The sequence below is a fragment of the Pseudomonas sp. genome, from assembly GCF_030147005.1.
In the GTDB taxonomy this organism is placed as follows: domain Bacteria; phylum Pseudomonadota; class Gammaproteobacteria; order Pseudomonadales; family Pseudomonadaceae; genus Aquipseudomonas.
The window spans coordinates 1-15,788 of the sequence record NZ_JASLAW010000226.1; the positions used below are offsets into that span (position 1 = coordinate 1).

Genomic DNA, 15,788 nt, shown 5'->3' on the forward strand with positions numbered 1-15,788 from the left:
TCTGGAAACGCCTGGCCCGTAACAAGCCAGCACCGGTAGCCAACACCGAGACTGTAGGGGTAGACAGCACCGATGCGTAAACTGGCACTCGTTCCGATCCAGTTTTATCGCTATGCCATCAGTCCCCTGATGGCCAGCCACTGTCGTTTCTACCCCAGTTGTTCCTGCTACGCGTTAGAGGCCATAGAAAATCATGGTCTTCTGCGCGGTGGCTGGCTGACCTTTCGTCGTTTAGGTCGCTGTCATCCGTGGAATCCCGGTGGTTATGACCCGGTTCCGCCTATCCCTACCTCCCGTTCTTCTTCGATGGCCGAGTAATCATGGATATTAAACGCACGATCCTGATCGTCGCCCTGGCAATCGTGTCCTACGTCATGGTCCTGAAATGGAACCAAGACTATGGCCAGGCTGCCCTGCCGACTCAGAATGTTGCTAGCAATCAGGCTGCGCCGGCTATTCCGGACACCCCGCTGGGTAACAATGCGTCCGCGAGTGCCGATGTTCCCAGCGCGAATGGCGAGACAAGTGCCCCGTTAGAAACGCCAGTGGTCACAAACAAAGACCTCATCCACGTTAAAACGGATGTGCTCGACCTGGCTATCGACCCGCAGGGCGGTGATATCGCACAGCTGAAGCTGCCGCTTTATCCACGTCGCCAAGATCACCCGGATGTTCCGTTTCAGTTGTTCGATAACGGCGGTGAACGTACTTATCTGGCGCAAAGCGGCCTGACCGGCACCAATGGTCCGGATGCACGTGCTACCGGTCGTCCGATTTATTCGACCGAGCAGAAGACTTATCAACTGGCTGATGGCCAGAACCAGTTGAACGTCGACCTGAAATTCAGCCTCGACGGTGTCAATTACATCAAGCGTTTCAGCTTCACGCGTGGTTTGTACGATTTGAAGGTCACTTACCTGATCGACAACACCAGCGACAAGGCTTGGAGTGGCAACCTGTTTGCCCAGCTCAAGCGTGACGCCAGCTCCGACCCTTCTTCCAGCACCGCCACCGGCACTGCGACTTACCTGGGCGCCGCCCTGTGGACAAGTAACGAGCCGTACAAAAAAGTGTCGATGAAAGATATCGACAAGGGCGCGCTGAAAGAGACTGTTCAAGGTGGCTGGGTAGCGTGGCTGCAGCATTATTTCGTGACCGCGTGGATCCCGAACAAGGGTGAAGCGAACCTGGTTCAAACCCGCAAGGACAGCCAGGGCAATTACATCATTGGCTTCACTGGCCCGGCGTTGACCGTCGCGCCTGGTGCCAAGGCTGAAACCAGCGCCACGTTGTACGCCGGCCCGAAAAGCCAGGCGGTGCTGAAAGAGTTGTCCCCAGGTCTGGAACTGACTGTGGATTACGGCTTCCTGTGGTTCATTGCCCAGCCGATTTTCTGGCTGCTGCAACATATCCACAGCATTGTCGGTAACTGGGGTTGGTCGATTATCTTCCTGACCATGCTAATCAAAGGGATTTTCTTCCCGCTGTCGGCCGCCAGCTACAAGTCGATGGCGCGCATGCGTGCCGTGGCGCCGAAACTGGCAGCGCTCAAAGAGCAACATGGTGACGACCGGCAGAAAATGTCGCAGGCCATGATGGAGCTGTACAAGAAAGAGAAGATCAACCCGTTGGGTGGTTGCTTGCCGATTCTGGTGCAGATGCCGGTATTCCTGTCGCTTTACTGGGTGCTCCTGGAAAGTGTGGAAATGCGCCAGGCTCCGTTCATGCTGTGGATAACTGACCTGTCGATCAAAGACCCGTTCTTCATCCTGCCGATCATCATGGGCGCAACCATGTTTATCCAGCAGCGCCTGAACCCAACTCCGCCGGATCCGATGCAGGCCAAGGTGATGAAAATGATGCCAATCATCTTCACATTCTTCTTCCTGTGGTTCCCAGCGGGTTTGGTGCTGTACTGGGTAGTCAACAACGTGTTGTCGATCTCCCAACAGTGGTACATCACACGTAAAATCGAAGCTGCTACCAAAAAAGCCGAGGCGTAATTTGCTCTGTGGATAACCACTCAAGACGCCCCCTAGTGGGGCGTTTTGCTTTCCTACACTTTAATTTGGAACCTGTTGATGAGCGCTCCTCGTGAAACCATCGCTGCTGTCGCAACCGCTCAAGGTCGCGGCGGCGTTGGCATCGTTCGAATTTCCGGGCCGCTTGCCAGCGTGGCCGCCAAGGCGATCAGTGGGCGGGAGTTGAAACCACGGTTTGCTCATTACGGGCCGTTTCTGGATGTGGATGAAAGTGTGTTGGATGAGGGCCTGGCCCTCTATTTTCCAGGACCAAACTCCTTCACCGGTGAAGATGTGCTGGAACTGCAGGGGCACGGTGGCCCGGTTGTTTTGGACATGTTGCTGCAGCGTTGTCTGCAGTTGGGCTGCCGCCTGGCCCGTCCGGGTGAGTTCAGCGAGCGGGCATTCCTCAACGACAAACTCGACCTGGCCCAGGCCGAAGCCATTGCCGACCTGATCGAGGCCAGCTCTGCACAAGCTGCGCGTAACGCATTACGGTCGTTGCAGGGCGCCTTTTCGTTACGTGTGCATAACTTGACCGAGCAGTTGATCAGCCTGCGCATCTATGTCGAGGCGGCCATTGATTTCCCTGAGGAGGAAATTGACTTCTTGGCCGATGGCCACGTCCTGTCGATGCTGGATAAAGTCCGGGAGGAGTTATCCACAGTTTTGCGCGAAGCCGGGCAGGGCGCATTGCTACGCGACGGTATGACCGTTGTAATCGCAGGACGTCCCAATGCCGGCAAATCCAGCCTGCTGAACGCATTGGCGGGGCGTGAAGCAGCCATCGTTACCGAGATTGCGGGCACAACTCGCGACATCCTGCGCGAACATATCCACATCGATGGCATGCCGTTGCACGTGGTCGATACGGCGGGGCTGCGCGATACCGACGACCAGGTGGAGAAGATCGGCGTGGAACGTGCGCTCAAAGCCATCGGCGAAGCAGACCGTGTCCTGTTGGTGGTGGATGCAACGGCCCCCGAGGCCGTGGATCCTTTTGCATTGTGGCCGGAATTCCTCGAGCAACGGCCAGACCCGGCCAAAGTCACCTTGATCCGCAACAAGGCTGACCTGACCGGTGAAGCCATTGCGATGGAAACCAGCGAGGATGGCCATGTGACTATCAGCCTCAGCGCCAAATCAGCAGGCGAGGGCCTGGAGTTCCTACGTGATCATCTCAAAGCCTGCATGGGCTATGAGCAGACCTCCGAGAGCAGCTTCAGTGCCCGCCGCAGGCATTTGGAGGCGCTGCGCCACGCCAGCGCGGCACTGGAGCATGGGCGGGCACAGCTGACCCTGGCGGGCGCCGGGGAGCTGTTGGCTGAGGATTTGCGTCAAGCGCAACAGCTGTTAGGTGAGATTACCGGTGCGTTCAGCTCCGATGATTTGCTCGGGCGAATTTTTTCCAGCTTCTGTATCGGTAAATAGCCTAGGTTTTGTAGGAGCAAGCCTGCTCCTACGGAGGCTTTTCAGCACTTACCAGTTGTAGGACACCGTACCCAGCAAGGTGCGGCTGTCACCCCAATAGCAGCGCCCCGCATCGTTGCAGCCAGATACATATTCCTTGTCGAACAGGTTTTTGGCGTTCAAATCCACTGACCAGTGCGGATCGATCTGATACCCCACCGTGGCATCCACCAACGTGACACTTCCTGCATCCAGCTTTCCGTACAGCGTAGGCGCCGTGTAGGAAAAGGTGCTGTCGAAATAACGCACCCCACCGCCCACGGACAGGCCTTTGAGCTGACCGTCGAGGAAGCGATATTTGCTCCACAGCGAGGCCTGGTTGCGCGGCACGCCTGTCATCTGGCGCCCTTCAACCAAGGATGTGGCGGAGTCTTTGGTAATTCGTGCATCAGTGTAGGTGTAAGCCGCAGTCACATTCAGGTTTGGCGTGAGGTTGCTGTTTATTTCAACTTCCACACCCTTGGCACGGCTCTCACCCACCTGGCGATAGCTGTTGGTGGTGGCGTCGAGGTAGGTATCGTCCTGTTTGCGCAAGTCGTACACCGACAGTGTCATCGCTGTGTCCCAGCCGATCGGTTCGTACTTCACACCCACTTCATATTGGCTGCTGGTGATCGGCTTCAACGGCGAGCCGGCGTTGGAGATCTGCTGTACCGGAACGAACGCGGTGGAATAGCTGACATACGGCGTGAGGCCGTTGTCGAACTGGTACATCACGCCGCCCTGATAAGTGAACTTGCGGTCTTGAGTGCTGATATTGCTGGCCTTGTTCACTTTGTCGCGGAAATCGCTGTCGACCCAGTCCTGCCGCCCTCCGAGCAAGAACAACCAGTGGTCATACTTGCTCTGGATCTGGGCATACACGCCTTCCATCTGCTGCTCGAGCAACGTGTTCTGTACCGCGATCGGAGTGAGCGGGTCACGCAGATACACCGGATTAAACACATTGATGGTGCCGGCGAAACCGGCATTCCAATCCTGGTTGAACGAAGTGCGGTCGTAGCTGGCGCCGAACAACACGGTGTTTTCCAGTGTGCCGATATCGAATTTGCCTTCAAGCTGGTTATCCAGGGAATAAACCATGGATTTGTTGTAGCGGTCGTAGGCGGTCATGTTCAGTTGGGTACCGAAGCCCCGGTTGTTCAGCGCACCTGGCCAGGTTTCATGGCGGTTGATGCGTGACTGCATGTACCGCGAGTTCTGGCGGAACTGCCAATCGTCGTTGAAACTGTGGCTGAACTCGTAACCTGCGCTCCATGCTTCGCGCTCAAAAGTGTTCCAGTCCGGGTCGCCAAGCATGGTGTGCTTGGACAGTTTCCCGTTGGGATTAGTGAGTAAAGTGCCTGCTGCAGGTAGGCCGAGCTCCAGATTGGTGTGGTCCTTCTGGTAGTTGGCCAACAGCGTGAGGGTGTTGTAGTCGTCGAAATTCAGGGTCAGGGAGGGCGCGATGTAAAGGCGATCATCCGGTACATGGTCGGTCTGGGTATCGGATTTTCGGCAAAGCATCACCAGACGACCGAGAAGATTGTCGCTGTCATTGAGCGGCCCGGAGATATCCACACCCACCTGGCGTCGGTTATTCGAGCCATACCCCAGTTGCACCTCGCGCTGCGGGTCCACGGTCGGGTGTTTGCTCACCAGGTTAACCAAACCGCCTGGGGCGTTTTCACCGTAGAGCAGCGAAGAAGGGCCGCGGAAAACTTCGACTCGCTCCAAGCCATAAGGCTCACTGCTGGTATCGTACCGATTGCCTTGTACACGCAGTCCATCTCTAAGCAGGCCGTAGCCGTAGTCCGTAGCGTTGAAGCCTCGAATGAAAAAAAGATCGCCCGCCAGCCCGTCGCCTGCGGCAAAAGGCGGCGCGAAGATACCGGGTACGTAACCCAATACTTCGGTCAGTGTTTGCGATTTCTGATCCTTGATACGTTGCCCGGTCACCACCGATACCGAACGAGGCGTCTGCGAAAGCGGCGTACTGGTCTTGGTACCGATACGGCTGTTCTGCGCCCTGTAGCCCACATCCCCGCCAATATCCTGACTGAATCCATCCTGCCGATAAGCGCTCACGGTCGTCGGTGCAAGGGTGAGCTGGCCTGTCGGCATTACTTGCAATCCATAGCTGCCGGGGGCCTGGGCGACGGCTTGCAACCCGGAATTTTGCAGCAGCAGGGCAAAACCTTGATCCACCGAATAATCGCCATCCAGTCCTGAAGTAGTCAGACGTGAAGTCTGTTGAGGCGAGAAGGACAGAATCACATTAGCCCTGGCGGCGAACTGGCTCAGCGCACTGTCCAGCGGGCCCGCAGCGATCACGTAGTGCTGAGTTGCGCTGGTGGCCATGACCTCTGTGGATAACAACGCCCCGCCGGCAGTGGTGAGCAGCAGGCCGTAGGTAAAAGCGTGGCAGGAGAGTCGCTGGCGTAGCTGGGTAGGAAGGTACATAAATGGGTAAACCCTGAAGGTAGCGTCGTGATTACCTGAAGGGCCGCACGTGATAAAAAAAAGATAACCCCCCTGCGGATTATTTTTTCAATCACCCGATTCGGCTGACAGACACCCAATAACGCGTGAAGTACTTCACCTGGATCGGCAGGGTCGTTTGCAGGTTGGCCAGTACCGCATCCGTTGAGTCCAGGCGGAACGTTCCGGAAACACGCAGTCGAGCCGAATCCGGATCACATTGCAGCACCCCCGGCCGATAGCGCGCCAATTCATCGATTACATCGCCAAGTCTGGCATCGAGCACGATCAGTTGACCGTCGGCCCAGGCCGCTTGAATTCCGCCATAGGGACGGGTGGGGCTGATAGTGAGTCGATCAAAATTCGCGCTTTCACCCGCACCAAGGGTTTGACCGCGGTCGGGCCGATCGCCTGGAGACAGCATGACCCGGTCCTCAAGCACGCCAACCCGAGTGGAATCCGAGAATTGCCGAACGCTAAATCGTGTGCCCAACGCCTGGACACGGCCGTGGCGAGTCTCCACATACAAAGGCGTGGGCCAGCCGCGCTTCGCACTGTGGATAAGTACCTCTCCCTCGCGAAGGCGGATCAAGCGTTGGCGCGCGTCGAATATCACATCAATGGCTGTGTCGGTGTTGAGATCAACCCGAGTGCCATCGGCCAGTTCGATCCGTCGTCGTTTACCCACAGGCGTACGGTAGTCGGCCCATACGTTACCCAGAGACGTGTGTTGTTGAACATTCCAACCCAGATACCCGGTGCCGCCGAGTACCAGCATCCACTTGAGTACTTGGCGACGTCGTTGCGTGGTTGTTAATGCCCGGCGTGTGAATTCCTGTGGCAAGGCACCGAGGCTGCGCTGCAACTGCTCCAGTTGGTTCCACGCCGCCTGGTGGGAAGGGTCGTCATTGAGCCATTGCTGCCAGGCCAGCCGATCGGCGGGTGTCGGCGATTGCGCCTGAAACTGCACGTACCAACTGGCAGCCGCCTCAAATGTCTTGCGATCAGGGGCGGGCATTACAGACTGGCCATGATCAGTGAACACTCGGTCAAAGCGCGGACCATGTGCTTCTTCACCGTGGTCAATGACACCTGCAGATGATCGGCGATCTGTTGATAAGTCAGCCCGTCAATCTGCGACAGCATGAAAATCCGACGTGCCCGTTCGCCCAAACTGGACAGCGCCTTATCCACAGCTACCAGGGTTTCGATGATGATCGCCTTATCTTCTTCGCTGATGGCTGTGGCCTCAGGGCGCTCGGCCAACGCTTGTTTATAAGCCTGCTCGATGGCGTGCCGGCGATAGCGATCAATCACCAACCCCCTTGCAATGGTCGCCAGATAATCCCGTGGCTCAAGGATTTGCACCGCGTCTCGGCCGCCCAGAATACGCACGAACGTATCGTGGGCCACATCGGCCGCATCGCAGGCGTTATGCAATTTGCCTTTGAGCCAACCGTGCAACCACGAATGGTGTTGCTCGTAAATGCGCTGCACAGCGTTCATGTGTGAAGGAGGGGACATAAGGGCGACGGAGTAGGTTAATGATAATCGCTATTATTAACTGCCCTCGTGTTTTCCCACAATAGATGTCTTGCCTGTCGAATCTGCGCTGGATCCGTCGTTGGGCCGACGTCCAATCAGCTGTTTTTGTGGATTAAGCCCTGTGAATAACCGCCCTTGTGCCCAGTTGATAACCACGCCCGAAAGCTGAGCAAAAACCCGCCTGTGGATAACTAGTACTTTAACCCACAGGATTAACGCACTTATCCAAGCCCCTCATGGCCACATGACCACAACCTTTTGAATCTCTGTACATTAGGTAAACAAAGGGTTGTAGAGATCTATCCACAGAAAAGGTGCTCAGTAGAAATAAACATAAAAACAAAGATTTAATATATTTCTCTCTTTTAATTTCTATTGTCCTTGATTCATCCACAGCTGGTTAAATTTTGTGCAAAGGGTTCTTTAGAAGGGGCTAAGTCCCTATACTTGCCGCCAAAGCTCTAAAACTCTTTCAACAAACAATTCCTGATTACCTACATAAGCAGGCACGAGGTGCGTGGTGGATTTCCCTTCCCGTTTTGAAGTGATCGTCATCGGCGGCGGTCATGCCGGTACCGAGGCAGCACTGGCGTCAGCACGCATGGGTGTAAAAACCCTGCTGTTGACGCACAACGTGGAAACCCTCGGCGCCATGAGTTGCAACCCTGCCATTGGTGGCATCGGCAAAAGCCATCTGGTCAAGGAAATCGATGCCCTTGGCGGCGTGATGGCCACGGCTACCGACAAAGGTGGTATCCAGTTTCGCGTGCTCAACAGCCGCAAAGGCCCGGCCGTGCGTGCCACTCGGGCACAAGCGGATCGCATCCTGTACAAGGCCGCGGTACGTGAAACCCTGGAAAATCAGCCGAACCTGTGGATATTTCAACAGGCCGCAGACGACCTGATCGTCGAACAGGACCAGGTACGGGGTGTTGTCACGCAAATGGGTCTGCGTTTCTTCGCAGAAGCCGTGGTGTTGACCACCGGCACCTTCCTTGGCGGACTTATCCACATCGGCATGCAGAACTATTCCGGTGGTCGCGCCGGCGACCCGCCGTCGATTGCCCTGGCAAAACGCCTGCGTGAATTGCCATTGCGTGTCGGCCGCTTGAAAACCGGGACCCCGCCGCGAATCGACGGTCGTTCTGTGGATTTCTCGGTGATGGCCGAGCAAGCCGGCGACACACCGATCCCGGTCATGTCGTTCATGGGCTCCAAGGAACAGCACCCGAAACAGGTCAGTTGCTGGATCACCCACACCAATGCCCGTACCCACGAGATCATTGCCGCGAACCTCGACCGTTCGCCGATGTACTCCGGGGTGATCGAAGGTATTGGCCCGCGTTATTGTCCATCGATTGAAGACAAGATCCATCGCTTTGCCGACAAGGAAAGCCACCAGGTCTTCATCGAGCCTGAAGGTTTGACTACTCACGAGCTGTACCCGAACGGGATTTCCACCTCCCTGCCGTTCGACGTGCAAATCCAGATCGTGCAATCGATTCGCGGCATGGAAAATGCCCACATCGTTCGCCCTGGCTACGCCATTGAGTACGACTATTTCGATCCGCGTGACCTGAAGTACAGCCTTGAAACCAAAGTGATCGGCGGTTTGTTTTTCGCCGGGCAGATCAACGGCACCACCGGTTACGAAGAAGCCGGCGCCCAAGGTTTGCTGGCCGGTACCAACGCCGCATTGCGTGCGCAGGGCAAAGACAGCTGGTGCCCGCGTCGCGATGAGGCGTACATCGGCGTATTGGTCGATGACTTGATTACCCTGGGTACCCAGGAACCGTACCGGATGTTCACTTCCAGGGCGGAATATCGTCTGATCCTGCGCGAAGACAACGCCGATCTGCGCTTGACCGAAAAGGGTCGCGAGCTTGGTTTGGTCGATGACGCGCGCTGGGCGGCCTTCTGCAAAAAACGCGAGAGCATCACGCTCGAAGAGCAGCGCCTGAAAGGCACCTGGGTTCGCCCAGGCACTGAACAGGGTGATGCGATCGCCGAAAAATTCGGCACGCCGCTGACTCACGAATACAACCTGCTGAACTTGCTGTCTCGTCCGGAAATCGATTACGCCGGCCTGGTCGAAGTGACCGGCGGCGGCGCAGAAGACCCACAGGTCGCCGAGCAGGTAGAAATCAAGACCAAATACGCCGGTTACATTGACCGCCAGCAAGACGAGATCGCTCGCCTGCGCGCCAGTGAAAACACCAAGCTGCCTGTGGATATCGACTACACCGGGATTTCCGGCCTGTCGAAGGAAATTCAAAGCAAGTTGGGGATAACTCGGCCGGAAACACTTGGTCAGGCGTCACGTATACCTGGCGTTACGCCGGCAGCCATTTCGCTGTTGATGATTCATTTGAAAAAACGCGGCGCGGGCCGTCAGTTGGAGCAAAGCGCTTGAGTTCGTTGGTCACCTCGCAACACGCCGAAGAGTTATCCACAGGTGCGCGCCAGTTGGGCGTCGACCTGACCGAAGCCCAGCACGCTTTGCTGATGGGCTACCTGGCCCTGTTGATCAAATGGAACAAGGCCTACAACCTGACTGCCGTGCGTGATCCGGACGAAATGGTCTCGCGCCATTTGCTCGACAGCTTGAGCGTGATGCCGTTTATCGAAAACGGTCGCTGGTTGGACGTTGGCAGCGGCGGCGGCATGCCTGGCATCCCGCTGGCTATCCTGTTCCCTGAGTCACAAGTGACCTGTCTGGACAGCAACGGCAAGAAAACCCGCTTTCTGACCCAGGTCAAACTCGAACTCAAGCTGCACAACCTGCACGTTATCCACAGTCGCGTCGAAGCTTTTACGCCTGAGCAGCCCTTCAACGGAATTGTTTCCCGGGCGTTCAGCAGCATGGAGAACTTCAGCAACTGGACTCGCCACCTGGGCGACCACGACACCCGCTGGCTGGCAATGAAGGGCGTCCATCCAAGCGACGAGCTGTTAGCATTGCCCGCGGACTTCCACCTCGATAGCGAACACGCCTTGGCCGTACCCGGTTGCCAAGGCCAACGCCATCTGCTGATACTGCGCCGCACGGCATGATTGGGAACACAAGCAAGAATGGCTAAGGTATTCGCGATAGCGAACCAGAAAGGTGGCGTGGGTAAAACCACCACCTGCATCAACCTCGCAGCATCCCTGGTCGCTACCAAGCGTCGGGTGCTGTTGATCGACCTCGATCCACAGGGCAACGCCACCATGGGTAGCGGTGTGGATAAACACGGCTTGGAAAACTCGGTCTACGACTTGCTGATCGGCGAGTGCGACCTGGGCCAGGCCATGCACTATTCCGAGCACGGCGGTTATCAACTGCTGCCGGCCAACCGCGATCTGACCGCGGCGGAAGTGGTGCTGTTGGAAATGCAGATGAAAGAAAGCCGTCTGCGCAGCGCCCTGGCGCCCATTCGCGAGAATTACGACTACATTTTGATCGACTGCCCGCCATCGCTGTCGATGTTGACGCTCAACGCTCTGGTGGCTGCCGATGGGGTGATTATCCCCATGCAGTGCGAGTATTTCGCGCTCGAAGGCTTGAGCGACCTTGTGGATAACATCAAGCGTATCGCCGAATTGCTCAACCCGAATCTGAAGGTCGAAGGCCTGTTGCGAACCATGTATGACCCGCGTCTTAGCCTGATGAACGATGTCTCGGCGCAGCTCAAGGAACATTTTGGCGACCAGCTTTACGACACGGTGATTCCGCGCAACATTCGCCTGGCCGAAGCGCCAAGCTATGGCATGCCGGCGCTGGCCTACGACAAATCATCCCGTGGCGCCATCGCCTACCTGGCGCTCGCCGGCGAGATGGTGCGCCGCCAACGTCGCAATTCACGCACCGCTGCAGCCCAGCCAACTTAAGGAATCCCCATGGCCGTCAAAAAACGAGGTCTCGGACGTGGACTGGATGCACTCCTGAGTGGTCCTACCGTCACTTCGCTGGAAGAACAAGCGGTGCAGGCCGACGAACGCGAGCTGCAGCATTTGCCGCTTGACCTGATCCAGCGTGGCAAATACCAGCCACGCCGGGACATGGACCCTCAGGCACTGGAAGAGCTGGCCAACTCGATCAAGGCCCAGGGCGTGATGCAACCGATCGTGGTGCGCCCCATCGGCAGTGGCCGCTTTGAAATCATCGCCGGTGAACGTCGCTGGCGCGCGAGTCAGCAGGCCGGCAAAGAAACCATCCCGGCGATGGTGCGCGACGTGTCGGATGAAACCGCCATCGCCATGGCGCTGATCGAAAACATCCAGCGTGAAGACCTCAACCCGATCGAAGAAGCGATCGCGTTGCAACGGTTGCAGCAGGAATTCCAGTTGACCCAGCAACAAGTGGCCGAGGCGGTGGGTAAATCCCGTGTGACCGTGTCCAACTTGCTGCGCTTGATCGCGCTGCCGGAAGTCATCAAGACCATGTTGTCCCATGGCGACCTTGAAATGGGACACGCCCGTGCATTGCTCGGTTTACCGGAAAATCAACAGGTTGAAGGGGCGCGACACGTTGTCGCACGCGGGCTTACCGTTCGTCAGACGGAAGCCTTGGTTCGCCAGTGGTTGAGTGGCAAACCTGCACCGGTCGAAGCCGCCAAACCTGATCCGGATATCGCGCGCCTTGAGCAGCGCCTGGCCGAGCGGCTAGGCTCTGCGGTGCAAATTCGCCACGGTAAGAAAGGCAAAGGGCAATTGGTCATCGGATATAACTCCCTCGACGAGCTTCAAGGTGTCCTTGCCCACATCCGTTGAAACATTCGCTGAAACATTTACTCATGTAGCGTGTGATCGGAAATCACTACCCGGCAGTTGAATAGGGGCAGAACCGCCCCTATACTCTGCGCGCATTTTGTCGGCACAAAGTATGCCAAGTTAGTGATTTCCGGCAGCCGACTATTGAGGAGCAAGAGTGATGGAAACCCGCACGCCAAACACGTTGCCGTTCCATCGTTTGGCTGTTTTTCCGGTTCTACTGGCGCAACTTGTCACTCTGCTGATCGCCGCATTGGCGCTTTGGTACTGGCATGGAGTCGTAGCCGGATATTCGGGACTCTGCGGAGGCCTGATAGCCTTGCTGCCCAATATGTATTTTGCTCACAGGGCCTTTCGGTTTTCCGGCGCCCGAGCAGCCCAGGCTATTGTCCGGTCTTTTTATGCCGGCGAGGCGGGGAAACTGATTTTGACGGCAGTGCTGTTCGCACTGACCTTTGCAGGTGTGAAGCCATTGGCGCCGCTGGCTGTATTCGGCGTCTTCGTGTTGACCCAATTGGTCAGCTGGTTCGCTCCCCTGCTAATGAAAACAAGACTTTCGAAACCTTAGGGCGTTTGAGGCAACCATGGCAGAAACAACCGCTTCGGGCTATATCCAGCACCACTTGCAGAACCTGACTTTCGGTCAGCTTCCCAACGGCGGCTGGGGCTTCGCCCACACCGCAGCAGAAGCCAAGGAAATGGGCTTCTGGGCTTTCCACCTGGATACTCTGGGCTGGTCGGTCGCATTGGGTCTGATCTTCGTCCTGATTTTCCGCATGGCGGCAAAAAAGGCGACTTCCGGTCAGCCAGGTGCTTTGCAGAACTTCGTTGAAGTATTGGTCGAATTCGTCGATGGCAGCGTGAAAGACAGCTTCCATGGCCGTAGCCCGGTGATTGCACCGCTGGCACTGACCATCTTCGTTTGGGTGTTCCTGATGAACGCCGTCGACCTGATCCCGGTGGACTGGATTCCTCAGTTGGCCATCCTGATCTCCGGCGATGCTCATATCCCATTCCGTGCCGTATCGACCACTGACCCGAACGCTACCCTGGGCATGGCTCTGTCGGTATTCGCGTTGATCATTTTCTACAGCATCAAGGTCAAGGGCATCGGCGGTTTCATCGGCGAGCTGACCCTGCACCCGTTCGGCAGCAAGAACATCTTCGTTCAAGCCCTGCTGATCCCGGTGAACTTCCTGCTGGAGTTCGTGACCCTGGTTGCCAAGCCGATTTCCCTGGCCCTGCGACTGTTCGGCAACATGTATGCCGGCGAGCTGGTGTTCATTCTGATCGCTGTGATGTTCGGCAGCGGCCTGCTCTGGCTTAGCGGCCTGGGCATCGTTCTGCAGTGGGCGTGGGCTGTGTTCCACATCCTGATCATCACCCTGCAGGCCTTCATCTTCATGATGCTGACCATCGTCTACCTGTCGATGGCGCACGAAGAGAACCATTAAGACCAGTCTCGACTAGTCTGATGTCCTTCCCGGTGAAACGGGAAGGTGGCCCTTCAGGGCTATGAAACGATTTGTTTTACCGCTTTAAAATCTAAAAAACCTAAACCATACGACGTAAAAGTCGGGAGGAAAGATGGAAACTGTAGTTGGTCTAACCGCTATCGCTGTTGCACTGTTGATCGGCCTGGGCGCCCTGGGTACTGCCATTGGTTTCGGCCTGCTGGGCGGCAAGTTCCTGGAAGGCGCAGCGCGTCAGCCAGAAATGGTTCCAATGCTGCAAGTTAAAATGTTCATCGTTGCCGGCCTGCTCGACGCCGTAACCATGATCGGCGTTGGTATCGCCCTGTTCTTCACCTTCGCGAACCCCTTCGTTGGTCAACTCGCTGGCTGATCACTCGACTTTTCGAGTGATTAGGGTGATGGACAACGAATGAGCGAGGTGTTGGCGTGAACATTAATGCAACCCTGATTGGCCAATCCGTTGCGTTCTTCATTTTTGTAGTGTTTTGCATGAAGTTCGTGTGGCCTCCGGTCATCGCGGCTTTGCACGAACGTCAGAAGAAGATCGCGGATGGTTTGGACGCTGCCAGCCGTGCAGCTCGCGACCTGGAGTTGGCCCACGAGAAAGTGGGTCAGCAACTGCGCGAAGCTAAAGCACAGGCAGCTGAGATCATTGAGCAAGCCAAGAAGCGCGGTAATCAGATCGTCGAAGAGGCTGTTGAAAAAGCCCGCGTCGAAGCTGACCGTGTGAAGGCTTCGGCTCATGCCGAGATCGAACAGGAACTGAACGGCGTCAAAGACGCGCTGCGTGCCCAATTGGGTGCTCTGGCGGTCGGCGGTGCTGAGAAGATCCTCGGTGCCACAATCGATCAAAACGCGCACGCGGAGCTGGTTAACAAACTGGCTGCTGAAATTTAAGCGAGGGCGATCATGGCAGAACTGACCACGTTGGCCCGACCTTACGCTAAGGCAGCCTTCGAGCACGCCCAGGCCCACCAGCAGCTGGCCTCTTGGTCAGCCATGCTCGGCCTGGCTGCAGCAGTGTCGCAAGACGACACCATGCAGCGCGTGCTCAAGGCCCCGCGCCTGACGAGCGCAAATAAGGCCGCCACTTTTATTGAAGTGTGCGGCGACAAGTTTGATGTGAAAGTGCAGAACTTCATCCACGTCGTTGCCGAAAACGACCGTCTCCCGCTGTTACCGGAGATCGCCGCTCTGTTCGACCTGTACAAGGCCGAAGCAGAGAAATCGGTAGACGTAGAAGTGACCAGTGCTTTTGCATTGAACCAAGAACAGCAAGACAAACTCGCCAAGGTTCTCAGTGCACGACTCAATCGGGAAGTGCGCCTGCAAGCTTCGGAGGACGCATCCCTGATTGGTGGTGTCGTTATCCGTGCCGGCGACCTGGTTATCGATGGCTCGATTCGCGGAAAAATCGCGAAACTTGCCGAAGCATTGAAATCTTGAGTTTGAAGGGGCAGCAGAGCAATGCAGCAACTCAATCCTTCCGAAATAAGTGAAATTATCAAGGGCCGCATCGACAAGCTCGATGTGACCTCCCAAGCCCGTAACGAAGGCACTGTCGTCAGCGTATCTGACGGCATCGTGCGGATTCACGGTCTGGCCGACGTTATGTACGGCGAGATGATCGAGTTTCCGGGCGGCGTCTACGGTATGGCCCTCAACCTGGAGCAAGACTCCGTAGGTGCCGTTGTATTGGGCGCTTACACCAGTCTGGCCGAAGGCATGAGCGCCAAGTGCACAGGCCGCATCCTGGAAGTTCCGGTTGGTAAGGAACTGCTGGGTCGCGTTGTCGACGCACTGGGTAACCCTGTTGACGGTAAAGGTCCACTGGGCAACACCGAGACCGACGCGGTCGAGAAAGTTGCTCCAGGCGTGATCTGGCGTAAGTCGGTAGACCAGCCTGTACAGACTGGCTACAAGGCTGTCGATGCCATGATCCCAGTCGGCCGTGGCCAGCGTGAGCTGATCATCGGTGACCGTCAGATCGGTAAAACCGCTCTGGCGATCGACGCGATCATCAACCAGAAAGACAGCGGCATTTTCTGCGTCTACGTAGCCATCG

The 15,788-nt window shown here is 56.7% G+C and carries 15 protein-coding genes and 2 pseudogenes; 14 read left to right on the forward strand and 3 right to left on the reverse strand.

What is annotated here, in order from left to right; all coding sequences use genetic code 11:
- From rnpA to mnmE, 4 genes and pseudogenes are all read left to right on the forward strand, one after another.
- Positions 1-80: pseudogene (gene rnpA / locus Q1V60_RS21490) on the forward strand (ribonuclease P protein component); the annotation flags it as partial.
- Positions 73-318: a membrane protein insertion efficiency factor YidD gene (gene yidD / locus Q1V60_RS21495; protein ID WP_010207715.1), complete on the forward strand. Its 246-nt coding sequence runs from the start codon at positions 73-75 to the stop codon at positions 316-318. The pseudogene rnpA and the gene yidD, both read left to right, overlap by 8 nt.
- A 2-nt stretch (positions 319-320) precedes the next feature.
- Entirely contained in the window at positions 321-2,003 is a 1,683-nt protein-coding gene (gene yidC, locus Q1V60_RS21500; protein WP_300634500.1) for a membrane protein insertase YidC, read from the forward strand.
- 78 nt (positions 2,004-2,081) lie between these two features.
- The gene (gene mnmE, locus Q1V60_RS21505; protein WP_300634503.1) at positions 2,082-3,452 is read left to right on the forward strand and encodes a tRNA uridine-5-carboxymethylaminomethyl(34) synthesis GTPase MnmE; all 1,371 of its coding nucleotides are present in this window, start codon (positions 2,082-2,084) and stop codon (positions 3,450-3,452) included.
- Between the two features lie 48 nt (positions 3,453-3,500).
- On the opposite strand, the gene Q1V60_RS21510 is transcribed toward mnmE, so the two are convergent.
- The 3 genes from Q1V60_RS21510 to Q1V60_RS21520 all read right to left on the reverse strand — a co-directional run bounded on the left by Q1V60_RS21510 (position 3,501) and on the right by Q1V60_RS21520 (position 7,475).
- On the reverse strand, positions 3,501-5,933 hold the full coding sequence (locus Q1V60_RS21510; RefSeq protein ID WP_300634506.1) for a TonB-dependent siderophore receptor: 2,433 nt from the start codon (positions 5,931-5,933) through the stop codon (positions 3,501-3,503).
- Positions 5,934-6,024: 91 nt separating this feature from the next.
- Positions 6,025-6,969 (reverse strand): FecR domain-containing protein, encoded by a 945-nt coding sequence (locus Q1V60_RS21515; RefSeq protein ID WP_300634509.1) that lies wholly within the window; start codon positions 6,967-6,969, stop codon positions 6,025-6,027.
- On the reverse strand, positions 6,969-7,475 hold the full coding sequence (locus tag Q1V60_RS21520) for a sigma-70 family RNA polymerase sigma factor (protein WP_300634512.1): 507 nt from the start codon (positions 7,473-7,475) through the stop codon (positions 6,969-6,971). The genes Q1V60_RS21515 and Q1V60_RS21520 overlap by 1 nt, the downstream gene beginning before the upstream one ends.
- Before the next feature lie 541 nt (positions 7,476-8,016).
- Between Q1V60_RS21520 and mnmG the strand changes: the two genes are divergently transcribed.
- From mnmG to Q1V60_RS21570, 10 genes and pseudogenes are all read left to right on the forward strand, one after another.
- Positions 8,017-9,909, forward strand: coding sequence for a tRNA uridine-5-carboxymethylaminomethyl(34) synthesis enzyme MnmG (gene mnmG / locus Q1V60_RS21525; RefSeq protein WP_300634515.1), 1,893 nt, complete (start codon positions 8,017-8,019; stop codon positions 9,907-9,909).
- On the forward strand, positions 9,906-10,550 hold the full coding sequence (gene rsmG, locus Q1V60_RS21530) for a 16S rRNA (guanine(527)-N(7))-methyltransferase RsmG (RefSeq protein WP_300634518.1): 645 nt from the start codon (positions 9,906-9,908) through the stop codon (positions 10,548-10,550). The genes mnmG and rsmG overlap by 4 nt, the downstream gene beginning before the upstream one ends.
- An 18-nt stretch (positions 10,551-10,568) precedes the next feature.
- The gene (locus tag Q1V60_RS21535) at positions 10,569-11,366 is read left to right on the forward strand and encodes a ParA family protein (RefSeq protein ID WP_057725767.1); all 798 of its coding nucleotides are present in this window, start codon (positions 10,569-10,571) and stop codon (positions 11,364-11,366) included.
- Between the two features lie 9 nt (positions 11,367-11,375).
- Positions 11,376-12,248, forward strand: coding sequence for a ParB/RepB/Spo0J family partition protein (locus Q1V60_RS21540; protein ID WP_300634522.1), 873 nt, complete (start codon positions 11,376-11,378; stop codon positions 12,246-12,248).
- A 160-nt stretch (positions 12,249-12,408) separates the two neighbouring features.
- Positions 12,409-12,816: a F0F1 ATP synthase subunit I gene (locus Q1V60_RS21545; protein ID WP_300634525.1), complete on the forward strand. Its 408-nt coding sequence runs from the start codon at positions 12,409-12,411 to the stop codon at positions 12,814-12,816.
- Positions 12,817-12,832: 16 nt separating this feature from the next.
- Complete coding sequence (atpB, locus tag Q1V60_RS21550) at positions 12,833-13,702, forward strand: F0F1 ATP synthase subunit A (RefSeq protein ID WP_057725770.1); 870 nt, start codon at positions 12,833-12,835, stop codon at positions 13,700-13,702.
- 133 nt (positions 13,703-13,835) lie between these two features.
- Entirely contained in the window at positions 13,836-14,093 is a 258-nt protein-coding gene (gene atpE, locus Q1V60_RS21555) for a F0F1 ATP synthase subunit C (protein ID WP_002555987.1), read from the forward strand.
- Positions 14,094-14,149: 56 nt separating this feature from the next.
- The gene (locus Q1V60_RS21560) at positions 14,150-14,620 is read left to right on the forward strand and encodes a F0F1 ATP synthase subunit B (protein WP_003195835.1); all 471 of its coding nucleotides are present in this window, start codon (positions 14,150-14,152) and stop codon (positions 14,618-14,620) included.
- 12 nt (positions 14,621-14,632) lie between these two features.
- Positions 14,633-15,169: a F0F1 ATP synthase subunit delta gene (locus tag Q1V60_RS21565; protein WP_300634533.1), complete on the forward strand. Its 537-nt coding sequence runs from the start codon at positions 14,633-14,635 to the stop codon at positions 15,167-15,169.
- A 21-nt stretch (positions 15,170-15,190) separates the two neighbouring features.
- Positions 15,191-15,788 (forward strand): annotated as a pseudogene (locus Q1V60_RS21570) (F0F1 ATP synthase subunit alpha); the annotation flags it as partial.